This is a genomic window from Streptomyces sp. STAM6 (assembly GCF_054963715.1).
In genome coordinates, this window is sequence record NZ_JBUEFZ010000010.1 from 53,551 (window position 1) to 77,833 (window position 24,283).

Consider the following 24,283-nt stretch of genomic DNA (forward strand, 5'->3'; position numbering starts at 1 on the left):
CCTAACGCGGTCGCATCTTCGCCAGTTTCCCCCACACGACGAGCCGGTACTTCGAGCTGTACTCGGGTGTGCAGGTCGTCAGCGTCAGGTAGTACCCCGGCTCGCGGTAGCCGTACCCGGCCCTGACCCCGCTCCTCGGTACGGCGGCGACCACCCCGGTGTCCCGGGGCGAGGTCCGCGGGAGCGTGGCGTCGACGACGTAGGTGAAGACCGCGTCCCGGGTCTCGACCACGATCTCGTCGCCCTTGCGGAGCCGGTTGATGAACCGGAAGGGCTCGCCGTGGGTGTTGCGGTGGCCGGCGAGGGCGAAGTTCCCGGCCTGGCCGGGCCGGGCGGTCCGGGGATAGTGCCCGACGTAGCCCTTGTCGAGGACACCGCGCTTGGCGACGCCCTCCGCGACGGGGGCGGTGAGGCGGAGGGAGGGGATGCGGAGGATGGCGTAGGCCCGGTCCCAGCGGGGCCCTGACGGCGGGGACCCGGCCGACCGGGCCGCGTCCTCACCGATCCCGCCGGTCCCGCCGATCCCGCCGGTCCCGCCGGGCTCACCGGTCCCGCCGGCGGCCGGGTCGGCCCCGGCGCCGTCGGACCCGGGCGGCGTCGTGAGGCCGGGCTCTTCCCGGCCCTGCCCCTGCCCCTGCCCCCACTCCCGCTCCAGCGCCCGGACCTGCCGCTCGGCACCGGCGCGGGCCTGGTGGTTGGTCCACCACAGCTGGTGGACGACGAGGAGCAGGACGACCAGCCCCAGGGTGACGGTGAGCTCGGCCCCCACCCACAGCGCGCGGGCGAGCGTCGCCCGTCCCCGGGGCGCCCGCCGCCGCACCACGACCGGCACCGGCTTCCGCACGCGGGCACGATAGGGGCTCGCCCGCGAAGTCACCAGGCCGGCCGACGGGCGAATCCACGGCTTCCCGGAATTCAACGGATTCCGTACCAGAACGCCTCTCCGCCCCTACCCCCGTACAGCAGTACGGTATTGACCATGCGCCCCGACACGCCTGCCGACCACACCGCCGAAGCCGAGCGCCTGCTGCGCACCGCGGCGCAGTACCCCGCGGACCACGAACCGCTGCTCCTGCGGGCCGCCGCCCACCTCGAGCTGGCAGGCGACCGCGTCCGCGCGACCACGCTGTACGACAGCCTCCTGGCCACCGACCCGGAGCACCCGCACCTGGTGAAGGCCCTCAAGGCCGCGAACCTGTGGGAGTACGGGCACGAGGCCGAGGCGCGCGCCATCCTCGACGGCATTCGCGCGGCGACCCCGACCGACGCGGTCGCCTGGGAGACCGTCGCGGAGACGCTGGAGGCCCATGACGAGCTCGAAGCCTCCGAAGCGACCTTCACCAGGGCCGTGACGCATCTCCTCCCCTCCCCCGACGACGAGGTCCCCTACACGTCCCAGTCCCTCCTCATGGGCCGGCACCGCGTGCGCCGCCTGCTGGGCATGCGGCACGACGACTGGGACGTCCTGGCGGACCGCCTCCACACGGGCGCCGTCCCGCTGGACGAACTGCACGACCCGAAGCGCCTCTGGGCCCTGGGCTCCTCCGACCCGGTCGAGCTGCAGGCCGAGATCGACCGTCTGCGCAGCGAGCTGGGCTCGTACCGCACGGCGCTGTCCCGCCCGTTCCCGGTCGCGGTCCTGCTGTGGCCCCCCGCCGAGCTGGCCGAGCTGCTGGAGGCGTACCCCGAGCTGGAGTCCGAGTACCCGACGCACGCGGCCCACCTGACGGACATCGAGGCCTCCCTGCGGGAACTCTCCGCCGCGGGAACCCCCAACCTGGGCATCGTCCAGGCCACGGTCCCCTCCTACGAGGCGTTCGCGGCGTCCGAGGCCACGTCCCCCTCCAACGCGGCGCTGCTCCCCCAGTACGCCACCACCCTGGCCGCCCGCGGCCGCGCGATCCCCTGGCCCCCGTCCCGAACGGCCCCCTGCTGGTGCGGCTCGGACCGGCCGTACGGCGACTGCCACGGCACGGCCCAGCCCTGAGCCTCGCCGGCTCCGGCGTGCGCCTGATGGGCGTACACCGCGTCCGCGCAAGGCGACCACGTCCCGCTCGGATCCGCGGCACCTGCCCATGAACCCAGCCGACCACGCCGCCCCACCGCTGGGCACCGGCCCCTCTCCCCTACGACCGGAACGGAACCGCCCAGCATTGGTCCGACGCGTCGCCTCGCGCCTCGCCACGCTCGCCACTCATGGCGATGGCGCGGGTGTCGCGCTGTTCGTGGGGGTGGTGGGGCTGAGGGGGCCTGCGTTGCTCTGCGCCTGCGCTTCCCCGGCCACACGATCACTTTGACCGCTTACAGGCCCTTCACAAGTGGTGTGCGGCCCTTCCAGAATGAACCACTGCCGTCGACTGGCCGCTCTCCCCCCACACATCCAGTCCCTGTGTGCGTGAGGGAGACGTGTGCCATGACGAACGCGTACCACCAGCCCGACACCCCCGGCCCCGTACGCCCGCTGCACCGCATGAAGCGCGTCTGGGTCGGCGGCCTGCTCCTCCTGCTGCTCGGCGCGGGCTGCGGCGCGCTCGGCTCCGAGGACGCCACGAGCACATCGGCGCAGCCGACGCCGACGATCACGGTGACGACCACCGCCACGGTCACCTCACCCCCGCCGGCCGCTCCCGAGCCCGCCCCGACGGTCACCACCACGGCAACCGTCACCACCACGGCCACGGTCACCCGCGAGGCCACCACCACCGACAGCGGCGCCGACTCCGGCAGCGGTGACGGCGGCACCGACGTCCACTACAGCAACTGCACCGAAGCCCGCTCAGCCGGCGCGGCCCCGGTTTTCCGCGGCCAAGCGGGATACGGCCGGCACCTGGACCGGGACGGGGACGGGGTGGGCTGCGAGGGCAGGTGAAGCGACTCCGTTGGCCGGGGCACGCTCAATGTGTCGGCTGAACGAGTCGCCACTGGGCAGCGAGAGGCGACCCGCCCCAACCCCCTCCGCGGCGCACCCACATGGCCGCGATACCGAGAGACTCCAGGTAGTCGACGTAGGGTTCTATCTCGTCGTCGAATAGCGCGATGAGATGGGGATCCCGCCGCCCAGACTCACGGTAATAAAAGTGCCGATACTCGAAGAGTTGCGCCACCGCCTCCCGGACCGCTAGGCGCGTCTTTCCGACCTTCACGGACTTCCCCTCCACAAGCCTGGTCGAAGATGCCGATCCACGGTGTGCGACTCGCGTTCCCTTGCCCGCCATACCCTTCGGCGCGGCATCGGGGTGGCCAGGGGAGGTCGGCGCGATTCTTCACCCCCCACAAGAGTGCGTGACCGGGCTTGTCAGCCCTTGCCATGCCCTCGGGTTCGTAGGTCTCCGCTATGCGTATGAGCAGGTCATGTAGGGACACAGAGTCAACGTACCTGCGTCAACCGCTGATTGACCGGGGATCGGTGCCGCCAAGCGTCACTCCACCAGGATGGACCTCGTGGTCGCTCTGGATCGATCGTTGCCGCCCCACCACCTCCCGCAGCGCCGCCGCCACCCACGCGTCCCCCGTCAGCGACGCCGCCTCCAGGTCCGCCAGGACCTCGTCGTACGTGTGGGGCTGGATGGCGGCTCTCAGCAGCGCGGTGACCGCGGCCTGGGTGTCCAGACGGGGGATCGTGTCGGACACAGCGCGCGGGAGGGAGGCGCAGGCAAGGTTCTGCCGCGGGACACGGTGCGCCGGGCGCAGGGTGTGGTGGACGGAGACATAGCCGTGACTGCGGGGGTTCAGCCGGTGCGGGACCAGGACGTCGACCTTCGGCGGCTGCGTGGCCGGCGGCGGCAGGGCGTGCACGCCGTGGAGGGTGAGTGCGGCTGGGCCGGTGAGGAGGGCGTCCGGTCCGGCGTAGAGGAGGGCCGCCCGCAGTCGTTGGTGCGGGGACGCGGGGGCGGTCTGCAGGAGGATCACTCGGGGCAGCAGCCGCTGCCAGGGCCCGCCGGGGCGGCAGCGTCCGGAGACGACCGACGACGCGCACCCCAGGACGCGGAGCTGGTGGACGGTGGCCACGCCGTCCTGGGCGACGACGAGTGGGTCGGCGGCGAAGTGGTGGGGCTCGTGGAGGGTGGGCATGGGCGTCCTGTGCCCGCGCCGGGCGATGCCTTACCGGCTCGCCCGGGGACGGTTACACGGTCGTGGCAGGAAGGCTTCTGCCACACTCGGGGCTGTTACGCACCGTTGATCCCTTCGTCACGTCAGGTGGATCGGCTCATGGCAGGACGTCCCCTCACCTCACCGCAGGCCCGTCTCGTGCGCTGGCTGGCGCTCGGTCTGCTGTGCTCCTTCGGCGCGGCGCTGCTGGTGATGGGGGTGACCATGCTGCTGCCTGACGATGTGTCGGGCTCGATGTCCGACGGCCTGTACAGCGCCCTCGTCCTCGGCACCACGCTGGCCCTGGGCGCCGGGGTGTACGCCCGTGCCCGGCGACGGCGGCCCGGGCCGCCCCGGTAGTTCGAGCGTCAGAGGCAGTGCTCAACCGCATGCAGGACGTCACCCGGTGACGGTGCCGGCGTTGAAGGGGCATCCCAGTGCGGCCTGGCCGCGGTGATTTTGTCGGCGAGTTCTCCTGCCAGGGCGTGCCTCGTTGACTCGTCGTCCGCCGCTGCGATGCGTCGTCCCCAGCGGACCGTGTCCACGACCGCGGACTTTACCTGTTCGTACGCGAGGTAGTAGCGGAGGCCGTGGTGCCACCGCGTCCGGTGCTCGTCCGACGCGGAGCGCTGCCAGCCGGCCGTGACGGTGGCCTGGTCTGCGCGTGTGTAGGACATCTTGTGGATGTGGTCGGCGAGGTCGTAAACGGGGTCTCCCCACAGGGCCAGTTCCCAGTCGAGGAAGGCGACCTGGTCCTGCCGTGTGAGGATCATGTTCTTGCGGTGGACGTCCGCGTGCAGGAGGGCGAAGCGCCGCTCCGCCAGGTCCGAAGCCGCGTCGTGGAGCAGGAGGCACGGGTCCGGCGGGATGCCGAGGGCCTCGTACAGGCCGCTGACCGTGTCATCTCCGCGCCGCCGGATGGCGCGTACGAGCTCCAGCAGGCGCTTGGCGAAGCCGGCCGTGTCTCCGTCGCGGGGCCAGTCGTCGGGTACTGGCGGCAGGACCCGGGCCGGCAGGCTCAGCAGTTGGCCGAAGAGGGCACGGATACCCTCCAGCACCGGTTCCGGCAACGGCTTGCCGTCGGGGCAGATCTCGTCGACCCGACGGCCTTCGACGAATTCATGGATCTGGAAGTCGGGGTCGGTGCCCGCGTACACGAGACGGGGGGCCGAGGGTACGTGTGGGCCAACGGCCGCCAGCACGTCGGCCTCCGGCCACAAGGTGAGGTCCATGGCCTCGGCCGCGGCGGAGCGCATCCGGACGACCACCGGGCCGCTGTCGGCCTCGACACGGAGGTTGCGGTTGTAGTGGCCCGACTGTGCGCCTCCGCGTGCGCGGGCCTCCTCGTAGAGGGCGAGGGGTTCCATGGTTACCGCCCCGACCACGGCGCGAGGGCCGCGGCGACCCGTTCGGGGGTCATGTCGGGAGGTGATCCCCAGACCAGTCGGGCGACGTTCAGTTTCCTCGCCAGGCGTCCCACCAGGAAGTCCCGCTCCGCGGGTGAGGCGGTGGCGAGCTGCTTGGAGTAGCGGACGGTGTCGACGATCGCTGATTTGATGCGCTCGTGGGCCCGGTAGAGATCGAGGTCGGCTCGCGGGCCTGCGGTGGACTGCGCGGGAAGCTTGTCCCGCCACAGCCGGAAGACCTCCGCCCGCTGCTCGTCCGGGTAGTCCATCTTGTGAAAGTGGATCGCGATCTCGTACATGGGGTCGCCCCACAGGGCCAGCTCCCAGTCCAGGAACCAGGTGTCCTCTTCGCGCACGATCATGTTCTTGCGATGGAGGTCCGCATGCAGCATCGCGAAAGGTCTGGAGGTGAGCCCGTCCCACGCGTCATCGACGACTGCCAGCGGCTCCGACGGGATGCCGAAATCGGTGAAGACCTCCCCGTACTCCTCCTGGCACATGGCGTGGATCCGCCGGGTGAGATCGGCCAGCAGCCGGCCGAAGCCGGCGCTGTCGCCGGAGGCGGGCCAGTGAGGCGGAAGCGGAGGAGCCTTTTCCTGGGGGATGTCCACCAGTTGTCGCATGAGGGTCACGACATCGGACATCACATGGCTGGGAACGGCACTTCCCCGCGGGGAGAAACTGTCGAGGACCCGGCCCTCGATGAAGTGATGGACCTGGAACCGCGGATCGTGCGAAACATGACGCAGCTCGGGGGCCTGGCCGACATAGGGACTGATGGTGGCGAGTACCTCCTCCTCGCGCCAGAGCCGTATGTCCATGACGTCAGCGGCTGCCAAGGGGATGCGCACATTCACTCGTCCGTCGGGCGTGCTCACCCCCACGTTCCGGTTGTAGTAACCGGCAGCGGCATGGTCCGACTCCACTGCCTGCTTGTACAGCATGTGCCAGGTCACGGGGCCACCTCGAGCAGTGTCGTCAGCAGGTCGTCCGTACGACGATTCAAGTCTTCCACCGCTCCGAGCGGTCGCAGTGAGGGGCGGGCGCGCTCGGCGACCGCCTCGAGCTCGGGAGTCACGAGGCCGGTCCGGTCGGCGGCACGGTGGATAGCGAGGATCAGCGAAGGATAGACCTGGCAGGCCTCGAACTCCCGTGCCGCATGCACCAGCAGGTCGCGTGTCGCCTCGCGCCTGCCCCGCCGCCACAGCAGGAAGGCCCGGAACATGTCGGCGCGGGCCCGGCCCGATCGGTAGCCGGCCCGGTCGAGGGCGGCGTTGGCGCTGCGGAAGGACACCTCCGCGCGTTCCAGCTGGCCCAGCCGCATGTGGGCGACCGCCATCGCGGTGTACACCTTGCCGATCTCGTGCTGGGCACCGAGATCCTGCTGGACCTCCAGTGCGGCACCGGCCTCCGCCACGGCCGCGTCGGGGTCCACCAGGGCCAGTAGCTCGGCTCTGTTGGTCCTGATGTTCGCTAGACCCACGACGGCGCCCACCGCGAGGTACTCCTCCTCGGCCTGTGCCAGGAGGTCGGCGGCGGTGGTGAAGTCCATGAGGAAACGGTGACCCAGATGCATCAGTCGCTTGAGGTCACCCCGGATGACCCGCTCGTGCGGTTCACAAAGAGCGTGGACCTGTTCCGCCAGTGCGAAGGCTCCCGCGAAGTCGCCCTGCCACATCCGGATGTCCGCGACGCACAGTCCGGCGGAAGTGCGGGCCTCGCCGTCATGTTCCTCCCAGACACGCTCGAAAATGCTCGCCGCATGGCTGCTCTCACCGGCGATGCGGCGCGCGTTCGCCCCGGCGAGGGCGAGCCGGGCCGAGATCACCGAGCGAACGGGCATGTCTAGGGCGGGAGTCATGGTGATGACCGCGCCGGCGTCACCCAGTTCCAGCTTCGCCTCGGCCTCCAGACAGTCGGCGGCGTCACGCAGTCCGGACAGGGCGGCTGCGGCGTACTCGGTTTCCGGTGGGGCCGCGAGATAGTGCCGGATGTCCTTGACCATTCCGTCGGCGGCCTGCCTGCCGCTCATCATGACCGCGCGGTCGGCGTGCTTCTGGATCCGCTCCGGGGAGATGTTCTCCGCGTGCAGGCCGTGATGGACGGCTTCGCGAAGAGGAGACGAGCGGGCGACTACTGACGGTTCGGTCCCGCCCTCCATCCGGTCCGCCAGCTGTTCCCAGTACTGCCGCAGCACGGCGTGGACCTGCCGTTTGACGGTGGGCGAAAGGTGGTGCCGGAGGGCGGCGATCATCAGCTGGTGCAGCCGGTACCACCCGTCCGGCAGTGGGTAGGCGAATGAGTAGGCGGTGAGTGATTCCCAGGTCAGCAGATTCGTCGGCAGGTCGAACGTCCGCCCGATCGCCCTGAACATCCCCAGGTCGAAGGTGCGGGCGACGCTGAGCAGCTCCAGGATCCGGACCTCGTCTGGGGCCACGTGCTGGAGGAATCGCTGGACGATCTCCTCTCCCGTGCCCGCGTCCTGCGCCCTGGAGGGATTCTGTGCGTGCGTGTCCACGGCCAGGTGGAGGTAGAAGGGCACGCCGGCGCTGGCCTCGGCGATGGTGCGCTGTCTGGGCAACTCGGTGATGCCCGCCTGGGCCAGCAGGTCGAGGCGTGCGTCCATCGGGAGTCCGTCGATCCGGGCCTCCCGGATCACTGTCTCCCAGTCCTTGTCGTAAGCGGACCACGGGAGTGGTTCGCGGCTCGCCAGCACGGTCAGCCCGCCCCGGAGCTGTCCGAGCAGATCGCGCAGCCACGCGTCCGTACCGTAGGTGCGTCCGCCGGGCAGGGGTGTGGGCACCATGGCCTCGTAGGCGTCCACGAAGAGTACGTACGGCCGCTCCTCGGCCGACTCCCGCATCTCCTCGGCGAACAGGTACGAGACTGCGTGTCCCAGATCGGCGTTCGACAGGCTGTCGAGTTCCTGGAGTGTCGGGTCGGCCTCGATTCGCTGCCTGCGCCGACGGTTGGTCATCGCCCGGCCGGTGAGCCGAATGAGTCCGGCAGCCGTCCCGAAGACCGGCAGTCCCATGGCATCGTCGAGGATCTTCGACAGCACTTCGCTGTCTTCGGCGAAGGGTGTGGTCTTGCGGTCCATCTGAAGCTGTGGATGGACGCGCTGCCATAGGACGGCGTAGGCGATGTCGAAGCGGTCGAACTTGACGCCCTGTGCCCCGAACTCCATCCGGAGGACGGCCAGGGCGTCCTCCTGCTGTCTCAGCGTCGGCAACTGCAGGTCCAGCCGGGCCGTACGGCACGTGTCGGGTGTGCGGTTGCGCAGCTCTTCGAGCAGACGGGACTTACCGATGCCACCGACACCGACGACGTTCACGATCCTCAGCCTGTCGGCGATCCCCCGTAATTCCTCGTCGTACATGGCAAGCAGTCCCTCGCGATTGAAGAACTGCCGCTGCAGGGCCGACACACGCCGATATCGCGGCCTGATGGGCACAGCGGCTCCCCCCGGTTCCCGAACGCTACGGAGGGGAGGTTACCCACAGCGACGCCGCGGGGCACCGCAGTTAATCGGACTCGACAGTGCGGAGCCCGATCGCCATGAAGGCTCATCAGCTGCGTGATGCTGCGGAAAGCTGTCCCTTCCTCACCCACCGGTCGCCCCGGCGGCACCCCGGTCGGCCGTGCCACGCGGGGGCCGGTGGGCCGCCGAGGGCGGGGGCGTTCGTCGGGTTAGCCTCGGGGCGACAACTCCAAGCGCTCGAAAGGCAGGACAGCATGGCCAGGATCCCGGCAGCAGCCATAGCGGCGGGTGGGCTCGTCGGCGGGTACGCCGTCGCCCGGTGGACGAAGAAGCGGCCGCTCGGCGGGGTCGCCCTCGCGGCGGCGGGGGCCGTGGCCGCGCGGGAGTGGCAGCAGCGCAGTGGGGGGAAGGCCGCGGCCGGGCTCACCGCCGCGTACGTGGCCGCGTTCGCCGGCTCGCATCCGCTGGCCAAGAAGGTCGGTGCCTGGCCGGCGGTGTTCTCCGTGGCCGGTGCCATGGCCGCCGCCTCGTGGGCCGTGACGCGCGAACGCGGCTGAGGCCAGGCCGGTACCGGGCGGCGAGGCCGCTGGAGCGGGGGATGTCGAGGACTTGCCCGAGGCGTTGAACAAGACCGGCGCCCCCTGCGTACTACAGGGCACCTCCCCACAGTGGCTGGGTGGGGGGCCGGTCGGGCAGGGACCGGTCCTCCGCCCGGGCCCATCCACCGGGCCCATCCACTGGCCCCGTCTCCCGGACCGTCCCCAGGGGCCGTCCCCCGGAGCCCCCCGGGCCCGGCCCCCGGGCGCGCTCGGGACCCGGCAGCCGGGAAGGGCGGGTTACGCACCCACCGCGTGGGAGATCGTGTAGATCAGCAGGCCCGCCAGCGCGCCGACGACCGTGCCGTTGATGCGGATGAACTGGAGGTCGCGGCCGATGTGCGCCTCGATCTTCCTCGACGTCTGGTCGGCGTCCCAGCTCGCCACCGTCTCGCTGATCAGCGAGGTGATCTCGGCGCGGTACGTCGTCACCACGTAGACCGCCGCGTCCTCGACCCACCCGTCCACCTTCGCCTGGAGGCGGCTGTCCGTCGTCAGGCGGGTGCCGAGGGAGATCAGGGAGGCGCGGGCGCGCAGGCGCAGTTGGCTGCGTTCGTCCTCCGCCGCAGAGATGATCATGCCGCGTACGGATGCCCAGGCCGAGGCGATGATGTCCTGGATCTCGGGGCGGGCCAGCAGGTCGGACTTGATGCGCTCCACGCGGGTGCGTGTGTCGGTGTCGGCCTGGAGGTCGGCCGCGAAGTCGGTGAGGAAGCGGTCGATCGCGCCGCGCGCCGGATGGCCCGGCATGTCGCGCATCTCGGTGACGAACCGCAGCAGCTCCTTGTAGACGCGCTCGCCGACCCGCCGGTCGACGAAGCGCGGCGTCCAGCCGGGGGCACCGCCCTGCACCGCTTCCATGACGGAGTCGCCGTGCAGGACGAGCCAGTCGTGGGCGCGGTTGCAGATCAGGTCGACGGCCCTGCGGTGGGCTCCGTCGGCGACGATCTTCTCCAGGGTCTGGCCGATGCCGGGAGCGACCTCGGCCGCGTCGGCCCGCCGGGTGATGGCCTCGCCGACGACGGCCTGGACGTCGGCGTCGCGCAGGACGGTGAGGGCGCCGCGCAGGGCGGTGGCGAGTTCGGCGGTGACGCGGTCGGCGTGTGCGGGTTCGGCGAGCCAGGCGCCGAGGCGGCCGCCGATGGACAGGGCGTGCAGCCGGGCGCGTACGACCTCGGAGGAGAGGAAGTTCTCCCCGACGAAGGAGCCGAGCGAGGCGCCCAGCTGGTCCTTCTTGGTCGGAATGATGGCGGTGTGCGGGATCGGCAGGCCGAGCGGGCGGCGGAACAGCGCCGTGACGGCGAACCAGTCCGCGAGCGCGCCGACCATGCCGGCCTCGGCGGCGGCCGCGACATAGCCGGGCCAGCCGTCCACGCCCTCGTTGCGCGCCCAGGTGGCGAGCACGTAGACCAGGGCCACCAGCAGCAGGAGGCCGGTCGCCGTGGCCTTCATCCTGCGCACGCCCCGGCGCTTCTCCTCGTCGGCGGCCGTATAGGAGAAGGCGGCCAGCCGCGAGGCGACGGGCGACGGGGCCGCGCCCGGCACCGGGGCCGTGTCATCGGTTTTCGTACGGTTCATCCGCTCCACCCGTCCGCGTAGCCGTCGCGTACGCACGTACGTAGTCCCTACCTCACGTACTCCCGGGGCGCACTCCGAGTTCCCGGTGGGCGCGGCGGACAGGCCGTGCCGGATGATGAGCGCCATGAGCGTACGTCGTGGACATGCCGTGCTGGGTGCGGTGCTGGCGCTGGCCGGGCTGGTGTGCTCGGCGATCTTCGTGACGGTCCGCGCGGGAACGAAGGGCGGCCCGGCGGCCCGGCCCGCGCAGGCCGTCGCGGCCGGTGCCGTGTGGACGGGGACCTGGTCGGCGGCGGCCGTGGAACCTGCGGCGGCCCTCGTACCGGGGGCCATGCCCGCGCCCGCGGCCCGGCCCGGGGGCGGCCCGGCGGCCGGGGACGCCAACGGCAACGGCGGCGTGTCGCTGCGCAACGTCGTTCACACCAGCGTCGGCGGCACCCATGCCCGGATCACCCTCACCAATCTCTTCGGGCAGCGACCGCTGAGGATCGCCGATGCCTCGATGGCGGTGCGGCGGACGGGCGCGGCCGCCGTGCCCGGCACCCTGCGGCGGGTGACCTTCGCCGGCCGGGAGTACGTCAGTGTCCCGCCCGGTGCCGAGACGGTGAGCGACCCGGTAGCGCTGCCGGTCCCGTACGACGGCGATCTGCTGGTCACGCTGCACGTCCCGGCCGGGCAGACGGCGACCCTGCACCCGATCGCCCGCCAGACCTCGTACGCCGCCGCCGGCGACCGGACGCGGGAGGAGGGCGCCGGCGCGTACACCACCCGGACCACGGGCTGGCGGCACCTGGCCGGCGTCGATGTGATGGGCGGCGGGGCCCGCGGGGCCGTGGTGGTCTTCGGCGACTCGATAGCCGACGGCGTGGGCTCCACCTCGGACGCCAACCGCCGCTGGCCGGACGTCCTGGCCGACCGGCTGCGCGGCCGCGGTTACGCCGTCCTCAACCAGGGCATCGGCGGCAACTGCGTCCTGCGCGGCGGCAAGGGCCGCGGCCCCGGCGGGCTGGCCCGTTTCGACCGCGACGCTCTCGGCCGTGCGGGCGCCAGGACGGTCGTCGTCAGCCTCGGCATCAACGACATCCTCCGCCGCCCGCACGAGACCGATCCCGGCCGTATCACCGACGGTCTGCGGGAGCTCACCCGGCGGGCGCACGCGCGCGGGCTGCGGGTGGTCGGCTCGACGCTGATGCCGTTCGGCGCGCACCGGCGCCACTCGCCCCGCCTGGAGGCGGTACGGGAGCAGGTCAACGCGATCATCCGCGCGGGCGGGGTGTTCGACGAGGTCGTGGACTTCGACCGGGCGCTGCGCGACCCGTACGCCCCGAGCCGGCTGCTGCCCGCGTACGACTCCGGTGACGGGCTGCACCCGAACGACGCCGGCTACCGGCGCATGGGCACGTACGTGGACCTCGCGGCCCTGGAGGGCGGCCCGCCCCAACCGGCCTGACGCGGCGCACGCGACGTCCCGGCGGTCCGGGCCCCGGTCCCGGCCCCGGCCCCGTCCGCCACCCCGACTCCGGGGACGCGACGCCGGACGGAGGCGTTACCCGCCGAGCTCCTTGCGCCGCTGCTCCTCCTTCAGCCGCTGCTTCTCGGCCCGGCGCAGCTTGCGCTCCACACCGACCCCGCCCATCAGCGCGAATCCGGTGACGGTCACCCTCGGCGAGCCGGGGGTGCCCTCGCCCGAGCCGCGGTCGTCGAAGCCGCCCATGAGGCCGAAGCCGCGGACGTCGACGTGCAGGTCGGGCGGGACGATCACTTGGATGCCGCCCATCACGGCGAAGCAGCGGATGACGATCTCGCGGTCCTCGAAGTCGGCCTCGCGCAGGTCGATGTCGCCGCCGCCCTGCAGCACGAAGGCCTTGAAGTCCCGGGCGATCGTCCACCTGCCGCGCCGCCGGAAGCCGCTCCAGAAGGCGAAGGCACCCTTGGAGGTGGCCGGTTTTCCGACGCGGGAGGGCCAGCCGGCGTCCGCCACGGATGCCAGGGACGCGGCGGAACCCGCGGACCCCGCGGAGGGGGCCGGCAGATCGCGGACGAGCGGTACCAACTCGCCGTGGGTGCGGGCCTTGTACACGAGGTCGAGCCGTTCCTCGAACTCCGCCATGTCGAGCCTGCCCTCGGCGACCGCGTCCCGCAGTCGTTCCGCGATCCGTTCGCGTTCCGCGTCCGACGCCCGCATCTCGGGGAGCTCGCTCGTCATACCAACAGACTAATGTGCGACCGCGCTCCCCACACAGCCGCGACACGGCCCGTCCGCCCTGCCCGCGCAGCCATGACACGAGCCGCCACCCCACCCGCACAGCCCTGGCTCGAGCCGCCACCCCACCCGCACGACCGCGGGCGCCACGGCCCGCACCCGCTACGGCGCCACCGCCCTCTCCTCGTACATCTTCGCGATCACCGTCTCGATGTCCGGCTCGCGCACCGACAGGTCCACCAGGGGGTACTCCGCCGCGATCCGCGCCACCAGGGGGGCAGCCGAACGGGCCGAGGGGAAGGCGAGCCACTGGCGGGGGCCCTCGACCTTGACCACGCGGGCGCCGTCCGCCTCGATCGGGGGCAGTTCCCGCTCCAGGTCGACCACGAGGGTCCGCTCGCTGTCGCCCACCTCGTGCAGGCCGCCGAGGGCACCGTCGTACATCAGCCGGCCGTGGTCGATGACCATCACACGCTTGCACAGCTGCTCGATGTCGGTCAGGTCGTGCGTGGTGAGCAGCACCGTCGTACCGCGCTCGGCGTTCAGGTCCCGCAGGAAGCCGCGGACCTTCGCCTTGGAGACGACGTCCAGGCCGATCGTCGGCTCGTCGAGGTAGAGCACCTCCGGGTCGTGCAGCAGGGCGGCGGCGATGTCGCCGCGCATGCGCTGGCCCAGGGAGAGCTGACGGACCGGCACGTCCATCAGCTCACCGAGGTCGAGGAGTTCGACGCAGCGGTCGAGGTTCTCGCGGAAGCGGGCGTCCGGGATCCGGTACATCCGGTGGACCAGGCGGTAGGAGTCGCGCAGCGGGAGGTCCCACCACAGCGTGGTGCGCTGCCCGAAGACCACGCCGATCCGGCGCGCCAGCCGGGTGCGGTCGCGCGAGGGGTCGATGCCCGCCACCCGCAGGCGGCCGCCGCTCGGGGTGAGGATGCCGGTCAGCATCTTGATGGTGGTGGACTTGCCGGCGCCGTTGGGCCCGATGTAGCCCACCATCTCGCCGCGGGACACCCGGAAACTGATTCCGTCGACCGCCCGCACCTCCCGCTTCTCGCGCCGGAGGAAGCCGACTTTCCGGCGGACGTCGAAGACCTTCTGGACGTCCTCCAGCTCGATGAAGTCCTCGATCAGATCCATGTGTGCTCAGCTCCCTGTGCTTCGGTACGAACGAAGTCCCACCCGCCATGCCAGCCCGGCCGGGACCAGGCAGACCGCGGCCACCACCGGTGAGAGGAAGGCCGCCCACCAGGGCAGGCCCGCCGGCAGCTCCCGGCCCAGCACATAGAGGGCCGGCACCCAGTTCACGAAGGCCAGCGGCAGGATGTAGACCACGCCGCGCACCAGCTCGGTGGCGAAGACGGTCGGCGGGTACTGCAGCAGGGTGTTGCCGCCGTAGGTGAAGGAGTTCGTCACCTCGGCGCCGTCCTGCGCGAAGAACTGGAAGGCCGCTCCGGCGACCATCACCGCCGAGAAGATCAGCATGCCGCCCAGCACCATCAGCGGCACGAGGGCCGCCTTCACCGGCGTCCACGCCACGTCGACCAGCGTCAGCGACCAGATCAGCACGATCAGCCCCTGGGTCGACCGGCCGAGCCGCCGGAGCGCGAACCGGTCCGCCGCGACCTGGGCCAGCACCGGCGCCGGCCGGACCAGCATCGTGTCGAGCGTGCCGTCCCGCACCCGTTTGCCGAGCCGTCCCACCTGGCCGAGAGCGAGGTCGGCGAGCCCGAAGGCGGTGCTGACCGTCCCGTAGAGGAAGGCCACCTCGGGGAACGAGAACCCGCCGAGGCCCCGGACATGACTGAACATCAGCAGGATGACGACGAAGTCGAAGGCGGTCGTCAGGAAGTTCGACAGCAGCGTCATCGCGAACGAGAAGCGGTACGTCATCGTCGAGCGCATCCACATGGCCGCGATCAGCCCGTACGCGCGCAGTCCCTCACCCACCCTGGACCACCACCCGTCGTGTCGCCGCCGACTGCAGGGCCCGCCCGGCCGCCAGCAGTACCAGCGCCCAGCCCGCCTGGAAGGCGTACGTCTCCATCAGCTCCCGTCCCGTGCGCTTCTCGAGGAACACGTCCGCCGGCACCTGCAGCAGCGACGACCAGGGCAGCGCGCGGGCCACTTCGCCCAGCACGCCCGGGAAGACGGTCAGCGGCAGCAGGCTTCCGGAGAAGAACAGCCCGGACAGCCAGGCGACCTGGACCATGCCCGCCCCGTCCATCAGCCAGAACGCGCTCAGCGCGACCAGGAACCAGACCCCGAAGCTGACGACCGCGCCCAGCGCGACGGAGACCAGGAAGGCGAGCCAGGTCAGCGGCCGCTCGGGCAGGGCGATGTCGAAGGCGAGCGCGCCGATCACCATCGGTACGACGCCCCGGCCGATCAGCTGGAACCCGGCGCGCCCCATGGCGACCGCCAGCCACCACAGCTGCAGATCGGCCGGCCGGTACAGGTCGACGGCGATGTCGCCCGTCTTGATCCGCTCGATGAGCTCGTCCTCGAATCCGCCGCCCATCAGGCCGCAGACCGTCAGCAGGGCCTGACCGATCCACACGAACGCCAGGGCCTCTGCCATGTCGTAGCCGCCGAGGTGCGGCCGCTCGTCCCAGAGGGCGATGTAGGTGTAGGCCAGGATGAAACCGAAGACGGTGTTGGTGAACACCCCTGCCGCGGTCGCCACCCGGTACGTCGCATAGCGCCGGAACCCGCCGACCGCCACGGCCGCGTACAGCCGCATCGCTGCTCTCCCCTCCGTGTCCGGACCACCCGGCACGCACCAAAGCGGTCGAGCCTAGCCGCCGGATATGTGGCCTCGCGACCGCTTTTCGGCTGCACTCGGCCGCCGCTGCCGGGGAAGCGCCGGTGCGCGGTGCACTATGAGGGAACCTATGCAAATCGGCACATAAGCCACCGAACGGGTCGGAGACCATGAGCGACGAGCCACCGCAGCAGGCCTGGGAGCCCCGCGACCCGACCGTCGTCGGGCCGCCCGGGAGGAAACCCCCGAAGCGCCGGACCCGGCGCAGGCGCACCGGCTGGCGCAGACTCGTCCCGACGTGGCGGGCGGCCCTCGGGACGTTCCTCTTCCTCGCCCTGCTGGTGATCGGCGGGTTCTTCGCCGGGTACCACCTCGTCGACATCCCGGCCGCCAACGCCACCGCCACCGCCCAGTCGAACGTGTACCTCTACAGCGACGGCACCCAGATCGCCCGCGACGGTGACGTCAACCGCGAGAACGTCCGGCTGGGCGAGATCCCCCGCGTCGTCCAGCGCGCCGTACTGGCCGCCGAGGACCGCGACTTCTACACCGAGTCCGCCGTCGACCCCGAGGCGATGATCCGCGCGGCCTGGAACACCGTCACCGGCAAGGGCACCCAGGGCGGTTCCACCATCACCCAGCAGTTCGTCAAGAACTACTACCTGGGCCAGGAAAGGACCGTCACCCGCAAGGTGAAGGAGTTCTTCATCTCGATCAAACTGGGCCGGCAGAAGAGCAAGGACCAGATCTTCGAGGGCTATCTCAACACCAGCTACTACGGCCGCAACGCCTACGGCATCCAGGCCGCCGCCCGCGCCTACTACGGCAAGGACGTCCAGGAGCTGGACGCCGCCGAGGGCGCCTACCTCGCGTCGCTGCTCAACGCGCCCAGCGCGTACGACATCGCCAGCCACCCGGGGAACCGGCTCCAGGCGCTGCGCCGCTGGAACTACGTCCTCGACGCGATGGTCAAGGAGAGGTGGCTCTCCCCCACCGCCCGCGCCGCGACGGTCTTCCCCTCGCCGCAGAAGGCGCGGGCCGCCACCGGTCTGGCGGGCCAGCGCGGCTACATCGTCCACGCGGTCGAGGACTACCTGAGCGACCACGGGGTCGTCGACAAGAAGAGCCTCGCCACCGGCGGCTACAAGATCACCACCACGCTGGATCCGCAGAAGCAGGACGCCTTCGCGCAGGCCGTCACGGACCAGGTCACCTCCCGGCTGGACAGCGGCAACGAGGTCGACCGCTACGTCCGGGTCGGCGGCGCGTCCATCGACCCCGCCACCGGCAAGGTCGTCGCCATGTACGGCGGCATCGACTACACCAAGCAGTACGTCAACAACGCCACCCGCCGCGACTATCAGGTGGGCTCCACCTTCAAGCCGTTCGTGTTCGCCGCCGCCGTCGACCACGGCTCCCGCACGCAGGACGGCGAGCCGATCACCCCCAACACCCTCTACGACGGCACCAACCTGCGGCCGGTGCAGGGCTGGAGCGGCGCGGAGTACGCCCCGGCGAACGAGGACGACGTGTCGTACGGCCCGCTCACGGTCCGGTCCGCCACCGACAAGTCCGTCAACGCGGTGTACGCGCAGCTGGCCGTCGACGTCGGTCCGGCGAAGGTCGAGCAGACCGCGATCGAACTGGGCCTGCCGACGGACACCCCCGATCTCAACCCGTCGCCGTCCATCGCGCTCGGCCCGGCGACCGCCAGCGTCCTCGACATGGCGGAGGCGTACGCGACCCTCGCCAACCACGGCAAGCACGGCACGTACACGCTGGTCGAGAAGGTCGAGAAGGGCGGCACCGTCATCGAGCTGCCGGTCTCCGGGAGCGAGCAGGTGATCAGCCGGGAGGCCGCCGACACCACGACCGCGATGCTCCGCAGCGTCGTCGAGGGCGGCACCGGCACCGCCGCGCAGGGGGCCGGGCGGGCCGCGGCCGGCAAGACCGGCACGGCCGAGGACGACAAGGCGGCCTGGTTCGCGGGCTACACCCCGGACCTGGCGACCGTGGTCGCGGTGATGGGCCAGGACCCGAAGACGGGCGGGCAGATGCCGCTGTACGGGGCGCTGGGGCAGGTGCGGATCAACGGGGGCGGGGCGCCCGCGGAGATCTGGGCGCAGTACACCCGCACGGCCCTGGAGGGCACCGCGCACCGGGACTTCGACCTGGTGCTGGCGGAGGGCGCCGAGCTGATCGAGGAGCCGTGGCCGCCGGAGTCCGGGCAGCCGGAGGGGACGGAGCCGGAGTCGGCCGACGGCCGGGCCTGGGGCCGTCCGGACGGCCGCGAGGGTGAGGGCCCGGGCGAAGGGGACGGTGAGGGCCCCGGTGACGGGGACGGCCCGGGCGGTCGAGGCGGCCCGGGCGGAGCCGGCGGTCCGCCCGGCGCGCAGGGCCCGGCCGCCGCGGTCCCCGGCTTTCCCGGGGTTCCCGGTGTTCCCGGCATGCCGGGCGTTCCCGGGGTGCCGGACGTCCCCGCGGTGCCGGATGTCCCCGCGGTGCCGGGGGTTCCGGGTGCCGCCGTCGGCGGCACCCGGACGGGGTAACCGGCGGCGGGCCCGGCCGGCAGCGACCGGCCTGACGGCTCCCGGGTCAGTGCCCGGAGGTCGCCTTCAGGCCCACGACGGCGACCAGCAGCAGACAGACGAAGAAGATCCGGGCGGCGGTCGCAGGCTCCCCCAGGGCCACCATGCCGACCACCGCGGCTCCGGCGGCGCCGATCCCGACCCACACGCCGTACGCGGTGCCGATCGGCAGGGTCTTGGCGGCCCGGGACAGCAGCAGCATGCTGGCGACGATCCCGGCGCCCGTCAGCACACTGGGCCAGAGCCGGGTGAATCCGTCGGTGAACTTCATCCCGATCGACCAGCCCACTTCGAGCAGACCGGCGACGACGAGCAGAACCCAGGCCATGACGGCACCTCCGAGACGCGGAACACGTACGAACTGCGGGTGCGTCGTCTTTGCGTTCAACCCGGTACGGCGCGTCTCGTCGGGGGTCCCTCCAACATAGCAAGGCCATGCGCAAGGGCCTGGTGACGACCGTCACCAGGCCCTTGCGCCCCACGCTTACAGGTACAGGCCCGTCGAGTCCTCGGACCCTTCGAACCGGTCGGCGGCGACCGCGTGCAGATCGCGTTCCCGCATCAGTACGTACGCCACACCGCGCACCTCGACCTCGGCGCGGTCCTCGGGGTCGTACAGCACCCGGTCCCCGGTCTCCACGGTCCGGACGTTCTGGCCGACCGCGACCACCTCGGCCCAGGCCAGCCGGCGGCCGACGGCAGCGGTCGCCGGGATCAGGATGCCGCCGCCCGAGCGCCTCTCGCCCTCGGGTGTGTCGGACCGGACCAGCACGCGATCGTGCAGCATCCGGATGGGCAGCTTGTCGTGGGTGTTCTCGCTCACGCCAAAAACCTACCTGCCGCGGCGCGCCGTGGCAGCCAGAGGGTCGAGAGTCCTCAGGGCCTGCGGCGGCGGGACGAGAGGGCGAGCAGGCCGATGACGCCGACCGCGACCAGCGCCACCGGGACCACGCGCTCCAGCCGCGGCGTGCCGTCCTCGGACACGAAGCGCGTCCGCACGTCCGACACGACCCGGTTCACGGCGACGAAGGCCCGCCCGGCGGTCTGGTCGACGGTCGACGCCACCTTGGCCTTCGCGTCCCCGATGATCGTCTTGGGGTGCATGCGCACGCCGATCTCGTCGAGAGTGACGGCGAGCTGCTCGCGCCGGCGGACGATGTCCGCCTCGATCTGCGCAGGGGTCCTGGCATCCGACACCGCGCTGCCTCCGTGGTCTGGTCGTGGGTCCGTGATGGACAGTCTGTCAGCTCGGGGCCCGGCCCACTGTCTCCGACCCCCATTAGGCTCTGGACTCGTACGACCACCTTGTGAGGAGAGCCATGAGCGAGCGACTGCAGCCGGGCGACACCGCCCCCGCCTTCACCCTGCCCGACGCGGACGGCAAGGACGTGTCCCTGGCGGACCACAAGGGCCGCAAGGTCATCGTCTACTTCTACCCGGCCGCCCTGACGCCCGGCTGCACCAAGCAGGCCTGCGACTTCACGGACAACCTGGAGCTGCTGGCGGGCGCGGGGTACGACGTGATCGGTGTCTCGCCGGACAAGCCGGAGAAGCTGGCGAAATTCCGCGAGAAGGAGGATCTGAAGGTCACCCTGGTCGGCGATCCGTCGAAGGCGGTCCTGGAGGCGTACGGCGCCTTCGGCGAGAAGAAGCTGTACGGCAAGACGGTGACCGGCGTGATCCGCTCGACGGTCGTCGTGGACGAGGACGGCAAGGTCGAGCGCGCGCTGTACAACGTGAAGGCGACCGGCCACGTGGCGAAGATCATCAAGGATCTCGGCATCTGAGGCCGACGCCCGGCCAGTAGCATGACCGGGCGACATGCGGCCGTGGTGGAATTGGCAGTCACGCTGGGTTTAGGTCCCAGTGGGGTAACACCCGTGAGGGTTCGAGTCCCTCCGGCCGCACCGTGCGTCGGGGCCGCCCTCTTCGGGGCGGCCCTTCGCCGTGTCCGCGGCCGTCAGCCGAGGAGTTCGCGGATGACCGGTGCCAGGGCGCGGAAGGCCTGGCCGCGGTGGCTGATCGCGTTCTTCTCCGCCGGGGCCATCTCCGCACAGGTGCGGGTCTCGCCGTCGGGCTGGAGGATCGGGTCGTAGCCGAAGCCGTTGGTGCCGTGCGGTGAGCGGCGCAGGGTGCCGCGGAGGCGGCCCTCGACGACGCGTTCCGTGCCGTCGGGGAGCGCGAGGGCGGCGGCGCACGCGAAGTGGGCGCCCCGGTGGGGGGTGTCGATGTCGACGAGCTGGGCCAGCAGCAGCTCCAGGTTGGCCTTGTCGTCGCCGTGGGTGCCGGCCCAGCGGGCGGAGAAGATGCCGGGGGCGCCGCCGAGGACGTCGACGCAGAGGCCCGAGTCGTCGGCGACGGCGGGCAGACCGGTGGCCTTCGCGAGGGCGTGTGCCTTGAGCAGGGCGTTCTCGGCGAAGGTGACTCCGGTCTCCTTGACGTCGGGGACGTCCGGGTAGGCGTCCGCGCCGACGAGGTCGTGGCTGAGACCGGCGTCGGCGAGGATGGCGTGGAGTTCGTTGATCTTCCCGGCGTTGCGGGTGGCGAGGATCAGGCGCGTCATGCCCCCGATTATCCGGGAGTGCAGACCTTGCCGATCTCGGTGGCGGCGTCGGTGACCGGCTTGATGTCCGGCGTGGTGTCGCCGTTCTTCACGGCGGCGCGGACGCTGTCGACGCCCTTGTTGAGGTCGTCGACGGCCTTGGACAGGTCGGCGTTGTCCGTCGTGTCCTTGAGGGAGCCCAGCTCCTTGTCGATCTCGTCGAGCGCCTCGTTCAGCTTGGTGGGGTCGTCGGCGGCGCTGGAGACGGCGGTCGAGAGCTTGTCCACGCTGGTGGCGATGGACTCGGCGGTCTGCACGCAGTCGAGGGCCTTGTCGAGGGCCCCGCAGCCGACCACTCCCGTGAGGGCGAGTACTGCGGTCGCGGCGGCGAGAGCGGTGGTACGGCGCATGGAACGGGTCCTCCCCAGATACGGACGGGCGAACGGTCGGCCCGTACGCCCGTACTGATGCAGACGCCTCGTCGAACGTCTTCGGTTGCTACAGCCTGAGGTCGAGTGCCTCGCGCTGGAGGGCGGCGAGGTCGGCGCAGCCTCCGGTGGCGAGGTCGAGGAGCGCGTTGAGCTCCTTGCGGTCGAAGGGCTCGGCCTCGGCGGTGCCCTGGACCTCGACGAAGCGGCCGTCGCCGGTGCAGACGACGTTCATGTCGGTCTCGGCGCGGACGTCCTCCTCGTAGCAGAGGTCCAGCAGCGGCGTGCCGTCCACGATGCCCACGGACACGGCGGAGACGGTGCCGGTGAGCGGCTTGCGGCCGGCCTTGACGAGCTTGTTCTTCTGGGCCCAGGCGACGGCGTCGGCGAGGGCGACGTAGGCGCCGGTGATGGCGGCGGTGCGGGTGCCGCCGTCGGCCTGGAGGACGTCGCAGTCCAGGACGATGGTGTTCTCGCCGAGGGCCTTGTAGTCGATGACGGCGCGCAGGGAACGGCCGATGAGGCGGGAGATCTCGTGGGTGCGGCCGCCGATCTTGCCGCGGACGGATTCACGGTCGCCGCGTGTGTTGGTGGAGCGCGGCAGCATGGAGTACTCGCCGGTGACCCAGCCTTCGCCGCTGCCCTTGCGCCAGCGCGGTACGCCTTCCGTCACGGAGGCGGTGCAGAAGACCTTGGTGTCGCCGAAGGAGATGAGGACGGAGCCCTCGGCGTGCTTGCTCCATCCGCGTTCGAGGGTGACCGGGCGGAGCTGTTCGGGCGTACGGCCGTCGATTCGAGACATGTGAAAAGCCTAGTCGTACGCGCGGGCGGGCCCGTTCCGGTTCCGGAACGGGCCCGCGGCGGTGAGCGTCAGCTCACATCATGTCCTCGATGTCGGCGGCGATCGGGTCGGCGTCGGTGCCGATGACGACCTGGATGGCCGTGCCCATCTTCACGACCCCGTGGGCGCCGGCGGCCTTCAGCGCGGCTTCGTCGACCAGGGACGGGTCGGCCACCTCGGTGCGCAGGCGGGTGATGCAGCCCTCGACCTCTTCGATGTTGTCGATACCGCCGAGCCCGGCGACGATCTTCTCAGCCTTGGTGGCCATGTCTTTCTCCCTGCGTTGAAGAGCACTGAGCGCTGCTCGGCCCACTAGGTATTTCGTCACGGTAACGCACGGTTGGCCCAACTTCGCGGGCGCATTACCGGCTTGTACCGAAGGATGACGATCACCAATCCCCACTCTATCGCAACTGGTCTACACCAGTCTCCCCAAAGGGGCCAGGATGAGCTCGGAAAGTGAGGCCGCCGCGCAGAGGCCGAAGCGCGGGAGCGGTGTGTACCAGGCTCTGCAGAAGATGGGCCGGAGCCTCCAGTTGCCGATCGCGGTACTGCCGGCGGCGGGCATCATCAACCGGCTGGGCCAGCCCGATGTGTTCGGCGCGGACGGACTGGGCTGGGACGACGTCGCGAGGGTGATGGCCGGCGCGGGCGGCGCGCTGCTGGACGCCGACCTCGGGCTGCCCCTGCTGTTCTGCGTGGGCGTGGCGATCGGCATGGCCAAGAAGTCGGACGGCTCCACCGCACTGGCCGCCGTGGCCGGTTTCCTGGTGTACCGGGGTGTTCTGAGGGCCTTTCCGGTGGACTGCCCGCAGGGCACCACGGACGTCAACGGCGGCTGTCTGGCGCCGGACGACACCTTCGTCGCGGACACCTTCGAGAACCCGGGAGTCTTCGGCGGCATCGTGATGGGCCTGCTCGCCGCCTGGTTCTGGCAGCGCTACCACCGGGTGAAGCTGGTCGACTGGCTCGGCTTCTTCAACGGCCGCCGCCTCGTCCCGATCATCATGTCCTTCGTCGGGATCGCCTTCGCCGTGATCTGCCTGTTCGTGTGGCCGCCGATCGGCGACGGCCTGGAGAACTTCAGCGACTGGCTGGTGGATCTCGGGGCCTGGGGCTCGGGCATCTTCGGCGTCGCGAACCGGGCACTGCTGGTGATCGGCCTGCACCAGTTCCTCAACGTGCCCGTCTGGTTCCAGTTCGGCAGCTACACCAAGCCGGACGGCACGGTGGTCCACGGCGACATCACCATGTTCCTGTCGGGCGACCCCGAAGCGGGCCAGTTCACCACCGGCTTCTTCCCGATCATGATGTTCGCCCTGCCGGCGGCGGCCCTCGCCATCACGCACTGCGCGAAGCCGCACCGCCGCAAGGAGGTCGGCGGCCTGATGCTCTCCGTCGCGCTGACCTCGTTCGTCACCGGCATCACCGAACCGATCGAGTACTCGTTCCTCTTCGTCGCACCGGCCCTCTACGCGATCCACGCCCTGCTGACCGGCGTGTCGATGGCCGTGACCTGGGCCTTCGGCGTCAAGGACGGCTTCAGCTTCTCGGCCGGCCTGATCGACTACGTCATCAACTGGGGCCTGGCGACGAAACCCTGGCTGATCATCCCGATCGGCCTCGCCTTCGCGGTGGTGTACTACGCGATCTTCCGCTTCGCGATCACCAGGTTCGACATCCCGACCCCGGGGCGCGAGCCCGAAGAAGTCGAGACGGACATGACGAAGCCGTAGGTGACAACGCCGAAGCGGCCCCGGAGGCGGTCCG

General features: G+C 71.1%; 25 protein-coding genes, 1 tRNA gene and 1 riboswitch. Of the genes, 9 read left to right on the forward strand and 17 right to left on the reverse strand.

The features are described 5' to 3' along the window. Position 1: 1 nt before the first annotated feature. Positions 2-844: a class E sortase gene (locus tag ACY34K_RS14805; protein WP_462746985.1), complete on the reverse strand. Its 843-nt coding sequence runs from the start codon at positions 842-844 to the stop codon at positions 2-4. A gap of 135 nt (positions 845-979) precedes the next feature. Between ACY34K_RS14805 and ACY34K_RS14810 the strand changes: the two genes are divergently transcribed. Together ACY34K_RS14810 and ACY34K_RS14815 are read left to right on the forward strand one after the other, a co-directional pair. Beyond that, positions 980-1,987, forward strand: coding sequence for a tetratricopeptide repeat protein (locus ACY34K_RS14810; RefSeq protein WP_462746987.1), 1,008 nt, complete (start codon positions 980-982; stop codon positions 1,985-1,987). Positions 1,988-2,413: 426 nt separating this feature from the next. Further along, positions 2,414-2,869 (forward strand): excalibur calcium-binding domain-containing protein, encoded by a 456-nt coding sequence (locus tag ACY34K_RS14815; protein ID WP_462746988.1) that lies wholly within the window; start codon positions 2,414-2,416, stop codon positions 2,867-2,869. Positions 2,870-3,381: 512 nt separating this feature from the next. Here the strand turns inward: ACY34K_RS14815 and ACY34K_RS14820 are convergent. After that, complete coding sequence (locus ACY34K_RS14820; protein ID WP_462746990.1) at positions 3,382-4,071, reverse strand: hypothetical protein; 690 nt, start codon at positions 4,069-4,071, stop codon at positions 3,382-3,384. A 138-nt stretch (positions 4,072-4,209) separates the two neighbouring features. Between ACY34K_RS14820 and ACY34K_RS14825 the strand changes: the two genes are divergently transcribed. Next, entirely contained in the window at positions 4,210-4,449 is a 240-nt protein-coding gene (locus ACY34K_RS14825) for a hypothetical protein (RefSeq protein WP_462746993.1), read from the forward strand. Positions 4,450-4,457: 8 nt separating this feature from the next. On the opposite strand, the gene ACY34K_RS14830 is transcribed toward ACY34K_RS14825, so the two are convergent. From ACY34K_RS14830 to ACY34K_RS14840, 3 genes are read right to left on the reverse strand one after another with little or no spacing between them, the layout of a single operon-like run. After that, complete coding sequence (locus tag ACY34K_RS14830; protein ID WP_462746996.1) at positions 4,458-5,456, reverse strand: aminoglycoside phosphotransferase family protein; 999 nt, start codon at positions 5,454-5,456, stop codon at positions 4,458-4,460. Between the two features lie 2 nt (positions 5,457-5,458). Then, positions 5,459-6,451 carry a phosphotransferase family protein gene (locus ACY34K_RS14835; RefSeq protein WP_462746998.1) on the reverse strand — a complete coding sequence of 331 codons (993 nt, stop codon included), beginning with the start codon at positions 6,449-6,451 and terminating at the stop codon, positions 5,459-5,461. Further along, positions 6,448-8,922 (reverse strand): hypothetical protein, encoded by a 2,475-nt coding sequence (locus tag ACY34K_RS14840; protein WP_462747000.1) that lies wholly within the window; start codon positions 8,920-8,922, stop codon positions 6,448-6,450. The genes ACY34K_RS14835 and ACY34K_RS14840 overlap by 4 nt, the downstream gene beginning before the upstream one ends. Positions 8,923-9,230: 308 nt before the next feature. On the opposite strand from ACY34K_RS14840, the gene ACY34K_RS14845 reads away from it, so the two are divergent. Then, positions 9,231-9,533: a hypothetical protein gene (locus tag ACY34K_RS14845; protein WP_462747003.1), complete on the forward strand. Its 303-nt coding sequence runs from the start codon at positions 9,231-9,233 to the stop codon at positions 9,531-9,533. A gap of 279 nt (positions 9,534-9,812) precedes the next feature. Here ACY34K_RS14845 and ACY34K_RS14850 read toward each other — a convergent pair whose 3' ends face one another. After that, entirely contained in the window at positions 9,813-11,150 is a 1,338-nt protein-coding gene (locus tag ACY34K_RS14850; protein ID WP_462747005.1) for a DUF445 domain-containing protein, read from the reverse strand. Between the two features lie 124 nt (positions 11,151-11,274). Here ACY34K_RS14850 and ACY34K_RS14855 point away from each other — a divergent pair, with 124 nt between their 5' ends. Continuing rightward, positions 11,275-12,600: an SGNH/GDSL hydrolase family protein gene (locus ACY34K_RS14855; RefSeq protein ID WP_462747006.1), complete on the forward strand. Its 1,326-nt coding sequence runs from the start codon at positions 11,275-11,277 to the stop codon at positions 12,598-12,600. A gap of 96 nt (positions 12,601-12,696) precedes the next feature. Here ACY34K_RS14855 and ACY34K_RS14860 read toward each other — a convergent pair whose 3' ends face one another. From ACY34K_RS14860 to ACY34K_RS14875, 4 genes are all read right to left on the reverse strand, one after another. Next, complete coding sequence (locus tag ACY34K_RS14860; protein WP_462747008.1) at positions 12,697-13,356, reverse strand: DUF1707 SHOCT-like domain-containing protein; 660 nt, start codon at positions 13,354-13,356, stop codon at positions 12,697-12,699. A gap of 159 nt (positions 13,357-13,515) precedes the next feature. Continuing rightward, a complete protein-coding gene (locus ACY34K_RS14865) occupies positions 13,516-14,490 on the reverse strand; it encodes an ABC transporter ATP-binding protein (protein ID WP_462747009.1) in 975 nt (324 codons plus the stop codon). Positions 14,491-14,496: 6 nt separating this feature from the next. Further along, positions 14,497-15,261: an ABC transporter permease gene (locus ACY34K_RS14870; protein WP_462747218.1), complete on the reverse strand. Its 765-nt coding sequence runs from the start codon at positions 15,259-15,261 to the stop codon at positions 14,497-14,499. Positions 15,262-15,292: 31 nt separating this feature from the next. Beyond that, positions 15,293-16,093 carry an ABC transporter permease gene (locus ACY34K_RS14875; RefSeq protein WP_462747010.1) on the reverse strand — a complete coding sequence of 267 codons (801 nt, stop codon included), beginning with the start codon at positions 16,091-16,093 and terminating at the stop codon, positions 15,293-15,295. Positions 16,094-16,284: 191 nt separating this feature from the next. Here ACY34K_RS14875 and ACY34K_RS14880 point away from each other — a divergent pair, with 191 nt between their 5' ends. Next, a complete protein-coding gene (locus ACY34K_RS14880; RefSeq protein ID WP_462747011.1) occupies positions 16,285-18,663 on the forward strand; it encodes a transglycosylase domain-containing protein in 2,379 nt (792 codons plus the stop codon). Between the two features lie 46 nt (positions 18,664-18,709). Here the strand turns inward: ACY34K_RS14880 and ACY34K_RS14885 are convergent, their stop codons facing one another. From ACY34K_RS14885 to ACY34K_RS14895, 3 genes are all read right to left on the reverse strand, one after another. Then, positions 18,710-19,030: a DMT family transporter gene (locus ACY34K_RS14885; RefSeq protein WP_462747013.1), complete on the reverse strand. Its 321-nt coding sequence runs from the start codon at positions 19,028-19,030 to the stop codon at positions 18,710-18,712. Positions 19,031-19,068: 38 nt separating this feature from the next. Next, a riboswitch (guanidine-III (ykkC-III) riboswitch) is annotated at positions 19,069-19,141 on the reverse strand. Positions 19,142-19,186: 45 nt separating this feature from the next. Then, positions 19,187-19,525: a GroES family chaperonin gene (locus ACY34K_RS14890; protein WP_462747014.1), complete on the reverse strand. Its 339-nt coding sequence runs from the start codon at positions 19,523-19,525 to the stop codon at positions 19,187-19,189. Between the two features lie 53 nt (positions 19,526-19,578). Then, positions 19,579-19,899, reverse strand: coding sequence for a DUF3618 domain-containing protein (locus ACY34K_RS14895; RefSeq protein ID WP_462747016.1), 321 nt, complete (start codon positions 19,897-19,899; stop codon positions 19,579-19,581). A gap of 122 nt (positions 19,900-20,021) precedes the next feature. Between ACY34K_RS14895 and bcp the strand changes: the two genes are divergently transcribed. Further along, positions 20,022-20,489, forward strand: coding sequence for a thioredoxin-dependent thiol peroxidase (gene bcp / locus ACY34K_RS14900; RefSeq protein WP_462747019.1), 468 nt, complete (start codon positions 20,022-20,024; stop codon positions 20,487-20,489). Between the two features lie 36 nt (positions 20,490-20,525). After that, positions 20,526-20,609, forward strand: a tRNA-Leu gene (locus ACY34K_RS14905). 53 nt (positions 20,610-20,662) lie between these two features. Here ACY34K_RS14905 and rdgB read toward each other — a convergent pair. The 4 genes from rdgB to ACY34K_RS14925 all read right to left on the reverse strand — a co-directional run bounded on the left by rdgB (position 20,663) and on the right by ACY34K_RS14925 (position 22,781). Beyond that, positions 20,663-21,265 carry an RdgB/HAM1 family non-canonical purine NTP pyrophosphatase gene (rdgB, locus tag ACY34K_RS14910; RefSeq protein ID WP_462747022.1) on the reverse strand — a complete coding sequence of 201 codons (603 nt, stop codon included), beginning with the start codon at positions 21,263-21,265 and terminating at the stop codon, positions 20,663-20,665. A gap of 8 nt (positions 21,266-21,273) precedes the next feature. After that, positions 21,274-21,654, reverse strand: a complete 381-nt coding sequence (locus tag ACY34K_RS14915) for a hypothetical protein (protein ID WP_462747024.1) — start codon at positions 21,652-21,654, stop codon at positions 21,274-21,276. A gap of 88 nt (positions 21,655-21,742) precedes the next feature. Next, on the reverse strand, positions 21,743-22,474 hold the full coding sequence (gene rph, locus ACY34K_RS14920; RefSeq protein ID WP_462747025.1) for a ribonuclease PH: 732 nt from the start codon (positions 22,472-22,474) through the stop codon (positions 21,743-21,745). 73 nt (positions 22,475-22,547) lie between these two features. Beyond that, the gene (locus ACY34K_RS14925; RefSeq protein WP_054220943.1) at positions 22,548-22,781 is read right to left on the reverse strand and encodes a glucose PTS transporter subunit EIIB; all 234 of its coding nucleotides are present in this window, start codon (positions 22,779-22,781) and stop codon (positions 22,548-22,550) included. Positions 22,782-22,959: 178 nt separating this feature from the next. On the opposite strand from ACY34K_RS14925, the gene ACY34K_RS14930 reads away from it, so the two are divergent. Then, on the forward strand, positions 22,960-24,249 hold the full coding sequence (locus ACY34K_RS14930) for a PTS transporter subunit EIIC (protein WP_462747026.1): 1,290 nt from the start codon (positions 22,960-22,962) through the stop codon (positions 24,247-24,249). Positions 24,250-24,283 lie beyond the last annotated feature (34 nt).

What these genes read in the sequence shown, in the direction of transcription:
- ACY34K_RS14810 (WP_462746987.1), top strand. Translation starts at nt 980, where the DNA reads ATGCGCCCCGACACGCCTGCCGACCACACCGCCGAAGCCGAGCGCCTG.
- ACY34K_RS14815 (WP_462746988.1), top strand. Translation starts at nt 2,414, where the DNA reads ATGACGAACGCGTACCACCAGCCCGACACCCCCGGCCCCGTACGCCCG.
- ACY34K_RS14820 (WP_462746990.1), bottom strand. Translation starts at nt 4,071, where the DNA reads ATGCCCACCCTCCACGAGCCCCACCACTTCGCCGCCGACCCACTCGTC.
- ACY34K_RS14825 (WP_462746993.1), top strand. Translation starts at nt 4,210, where the DNA reads ATGGCAGGACGTCCCCTCACCTCACCGCAGGCCCGTCTCGTGCGCTGG.
- ACY34K_RS14830 (WP_462746996.1), bottom strand. Translation starts at nt 5,456, where the DNA reads ATGGAACCCCTCGCCCTCTACGAGGAGGCCCGCGCACGCGGAGGCGCA.
- ACY34K_RS14845 (WP_462747003.1), top strand. Translation starts at nt 9,231, where the DNA reads ATGGCCAGGATCCCGGCAGCAGCCATAGCGGCGGGTGGGCTCGTCGGC.
- ACY34K_RS14850 (WP_462747005.1), bottom strand. Translation starts at nt 11,150, where the DNA reads ATGAACCGTACGAAAACCGATGACACGGCCCCGGTGCCGGGCGCGGCC.
- ACY34K_RS14855 (WP_462747006.1), top strand. Translation starts at nt 11,275, where the DNA reads ATGAGCGTACGTCGTGGACATGCCGTGCTGGGTGCGGTGCTGGCGCTG.
- ACY34K_RS14860 (WP_462747008.1), bottom strand. Translation starts at nt 13,356, where the DNA reads ATGACGAGCGAGCTCCCCGAGATGCGGGCGTCGGACGCGGAACGCGAA.
- ACY34K_RS14865 (WP_462747009.1), bottom strand. Translation starts at nt 14,490, where the DNA reads ATGGATCTGATCGAGGACTTCATCGAGCTGGAGGACGTCCAGAAGGTC.
- ACY34K_RS14870 (WP_462747218.1), bottom strand. Translation starts at nt 15,261, where the DNA reads ATGTGGATGCGCTCGACGATGACGTACCGCTTCTCGTTCGCGATGACG.
- ACY34K_RS14875 (WP_462747010.1), bottom strand. Translation starts at nt 16,093, where the DNA reads ATGCGGCTGTACGCGGCCGTGGCGGTCGGCGGGTTCCGGCGCTATGCG.
- ACY34K_RS14880 (WP_462747011.1), top strand. Translation starts at nt 16,285, where the DNA reads ATGAGCGACGAGCCACCGCAGCAGGCCTGGGAGCCCCGCGACCCGACC.
- ACY34K_RS14885 (WP_462747013.1), bottom strand. Translation starts at nt 19,030, where the DNA reads ATGGCCTGGGTTCTGCTCGTCGTCGCCGGTCTGCTCGAAGTGGGCTGG.
- bcp (WP_462747019.1), top strand. Translation starts at nt 20,022, where the DNA reads ATGAGCGAGCGACTGCAGCCGGGCGACACCGCCCCCGCCTTCACCCTG.
- rdgB (WP_462747022.1), bottom strand. Translation starts at nt 21,265, where the DNA reads ATGACGCGCCTGATCCTCGCCACCCGCAACGCCGGGAAGATCAACGAA.
- ACY34K_RS14915 (WP_462747024.1), bottom strand. Translation starts at nt 21,654, where the DNA reads ATGCGCCGTACCACCGCTCTCGCCGCCGCGACCGCAGTACTCGCCCTC.
- rph (WP_462747025.1), bottom strand. Translation starts at nt 22,474, where the DNA reads ATGTCTCGAATCGACGGCCGTACGCCCGAACAGCTCCGCCCGGTCACC.
- ACY34K_RS14925 (WP_054220943.1), bottom strand. Translation starts at nt 22,781, where the DNA reads ATGGCCACCAAGGCTGAGAAGATCGTCGCCGGGCTCGGCGGTATCGAC.
- ACY34K_RS14930 (WP_462747026.1), top strand. Translation starts at nt 22,960, where the DNA reads ATGAGCTCGGAAAGTGAGGCCGCCGCGCAGAGGCCGAAGCGCGGGAGC.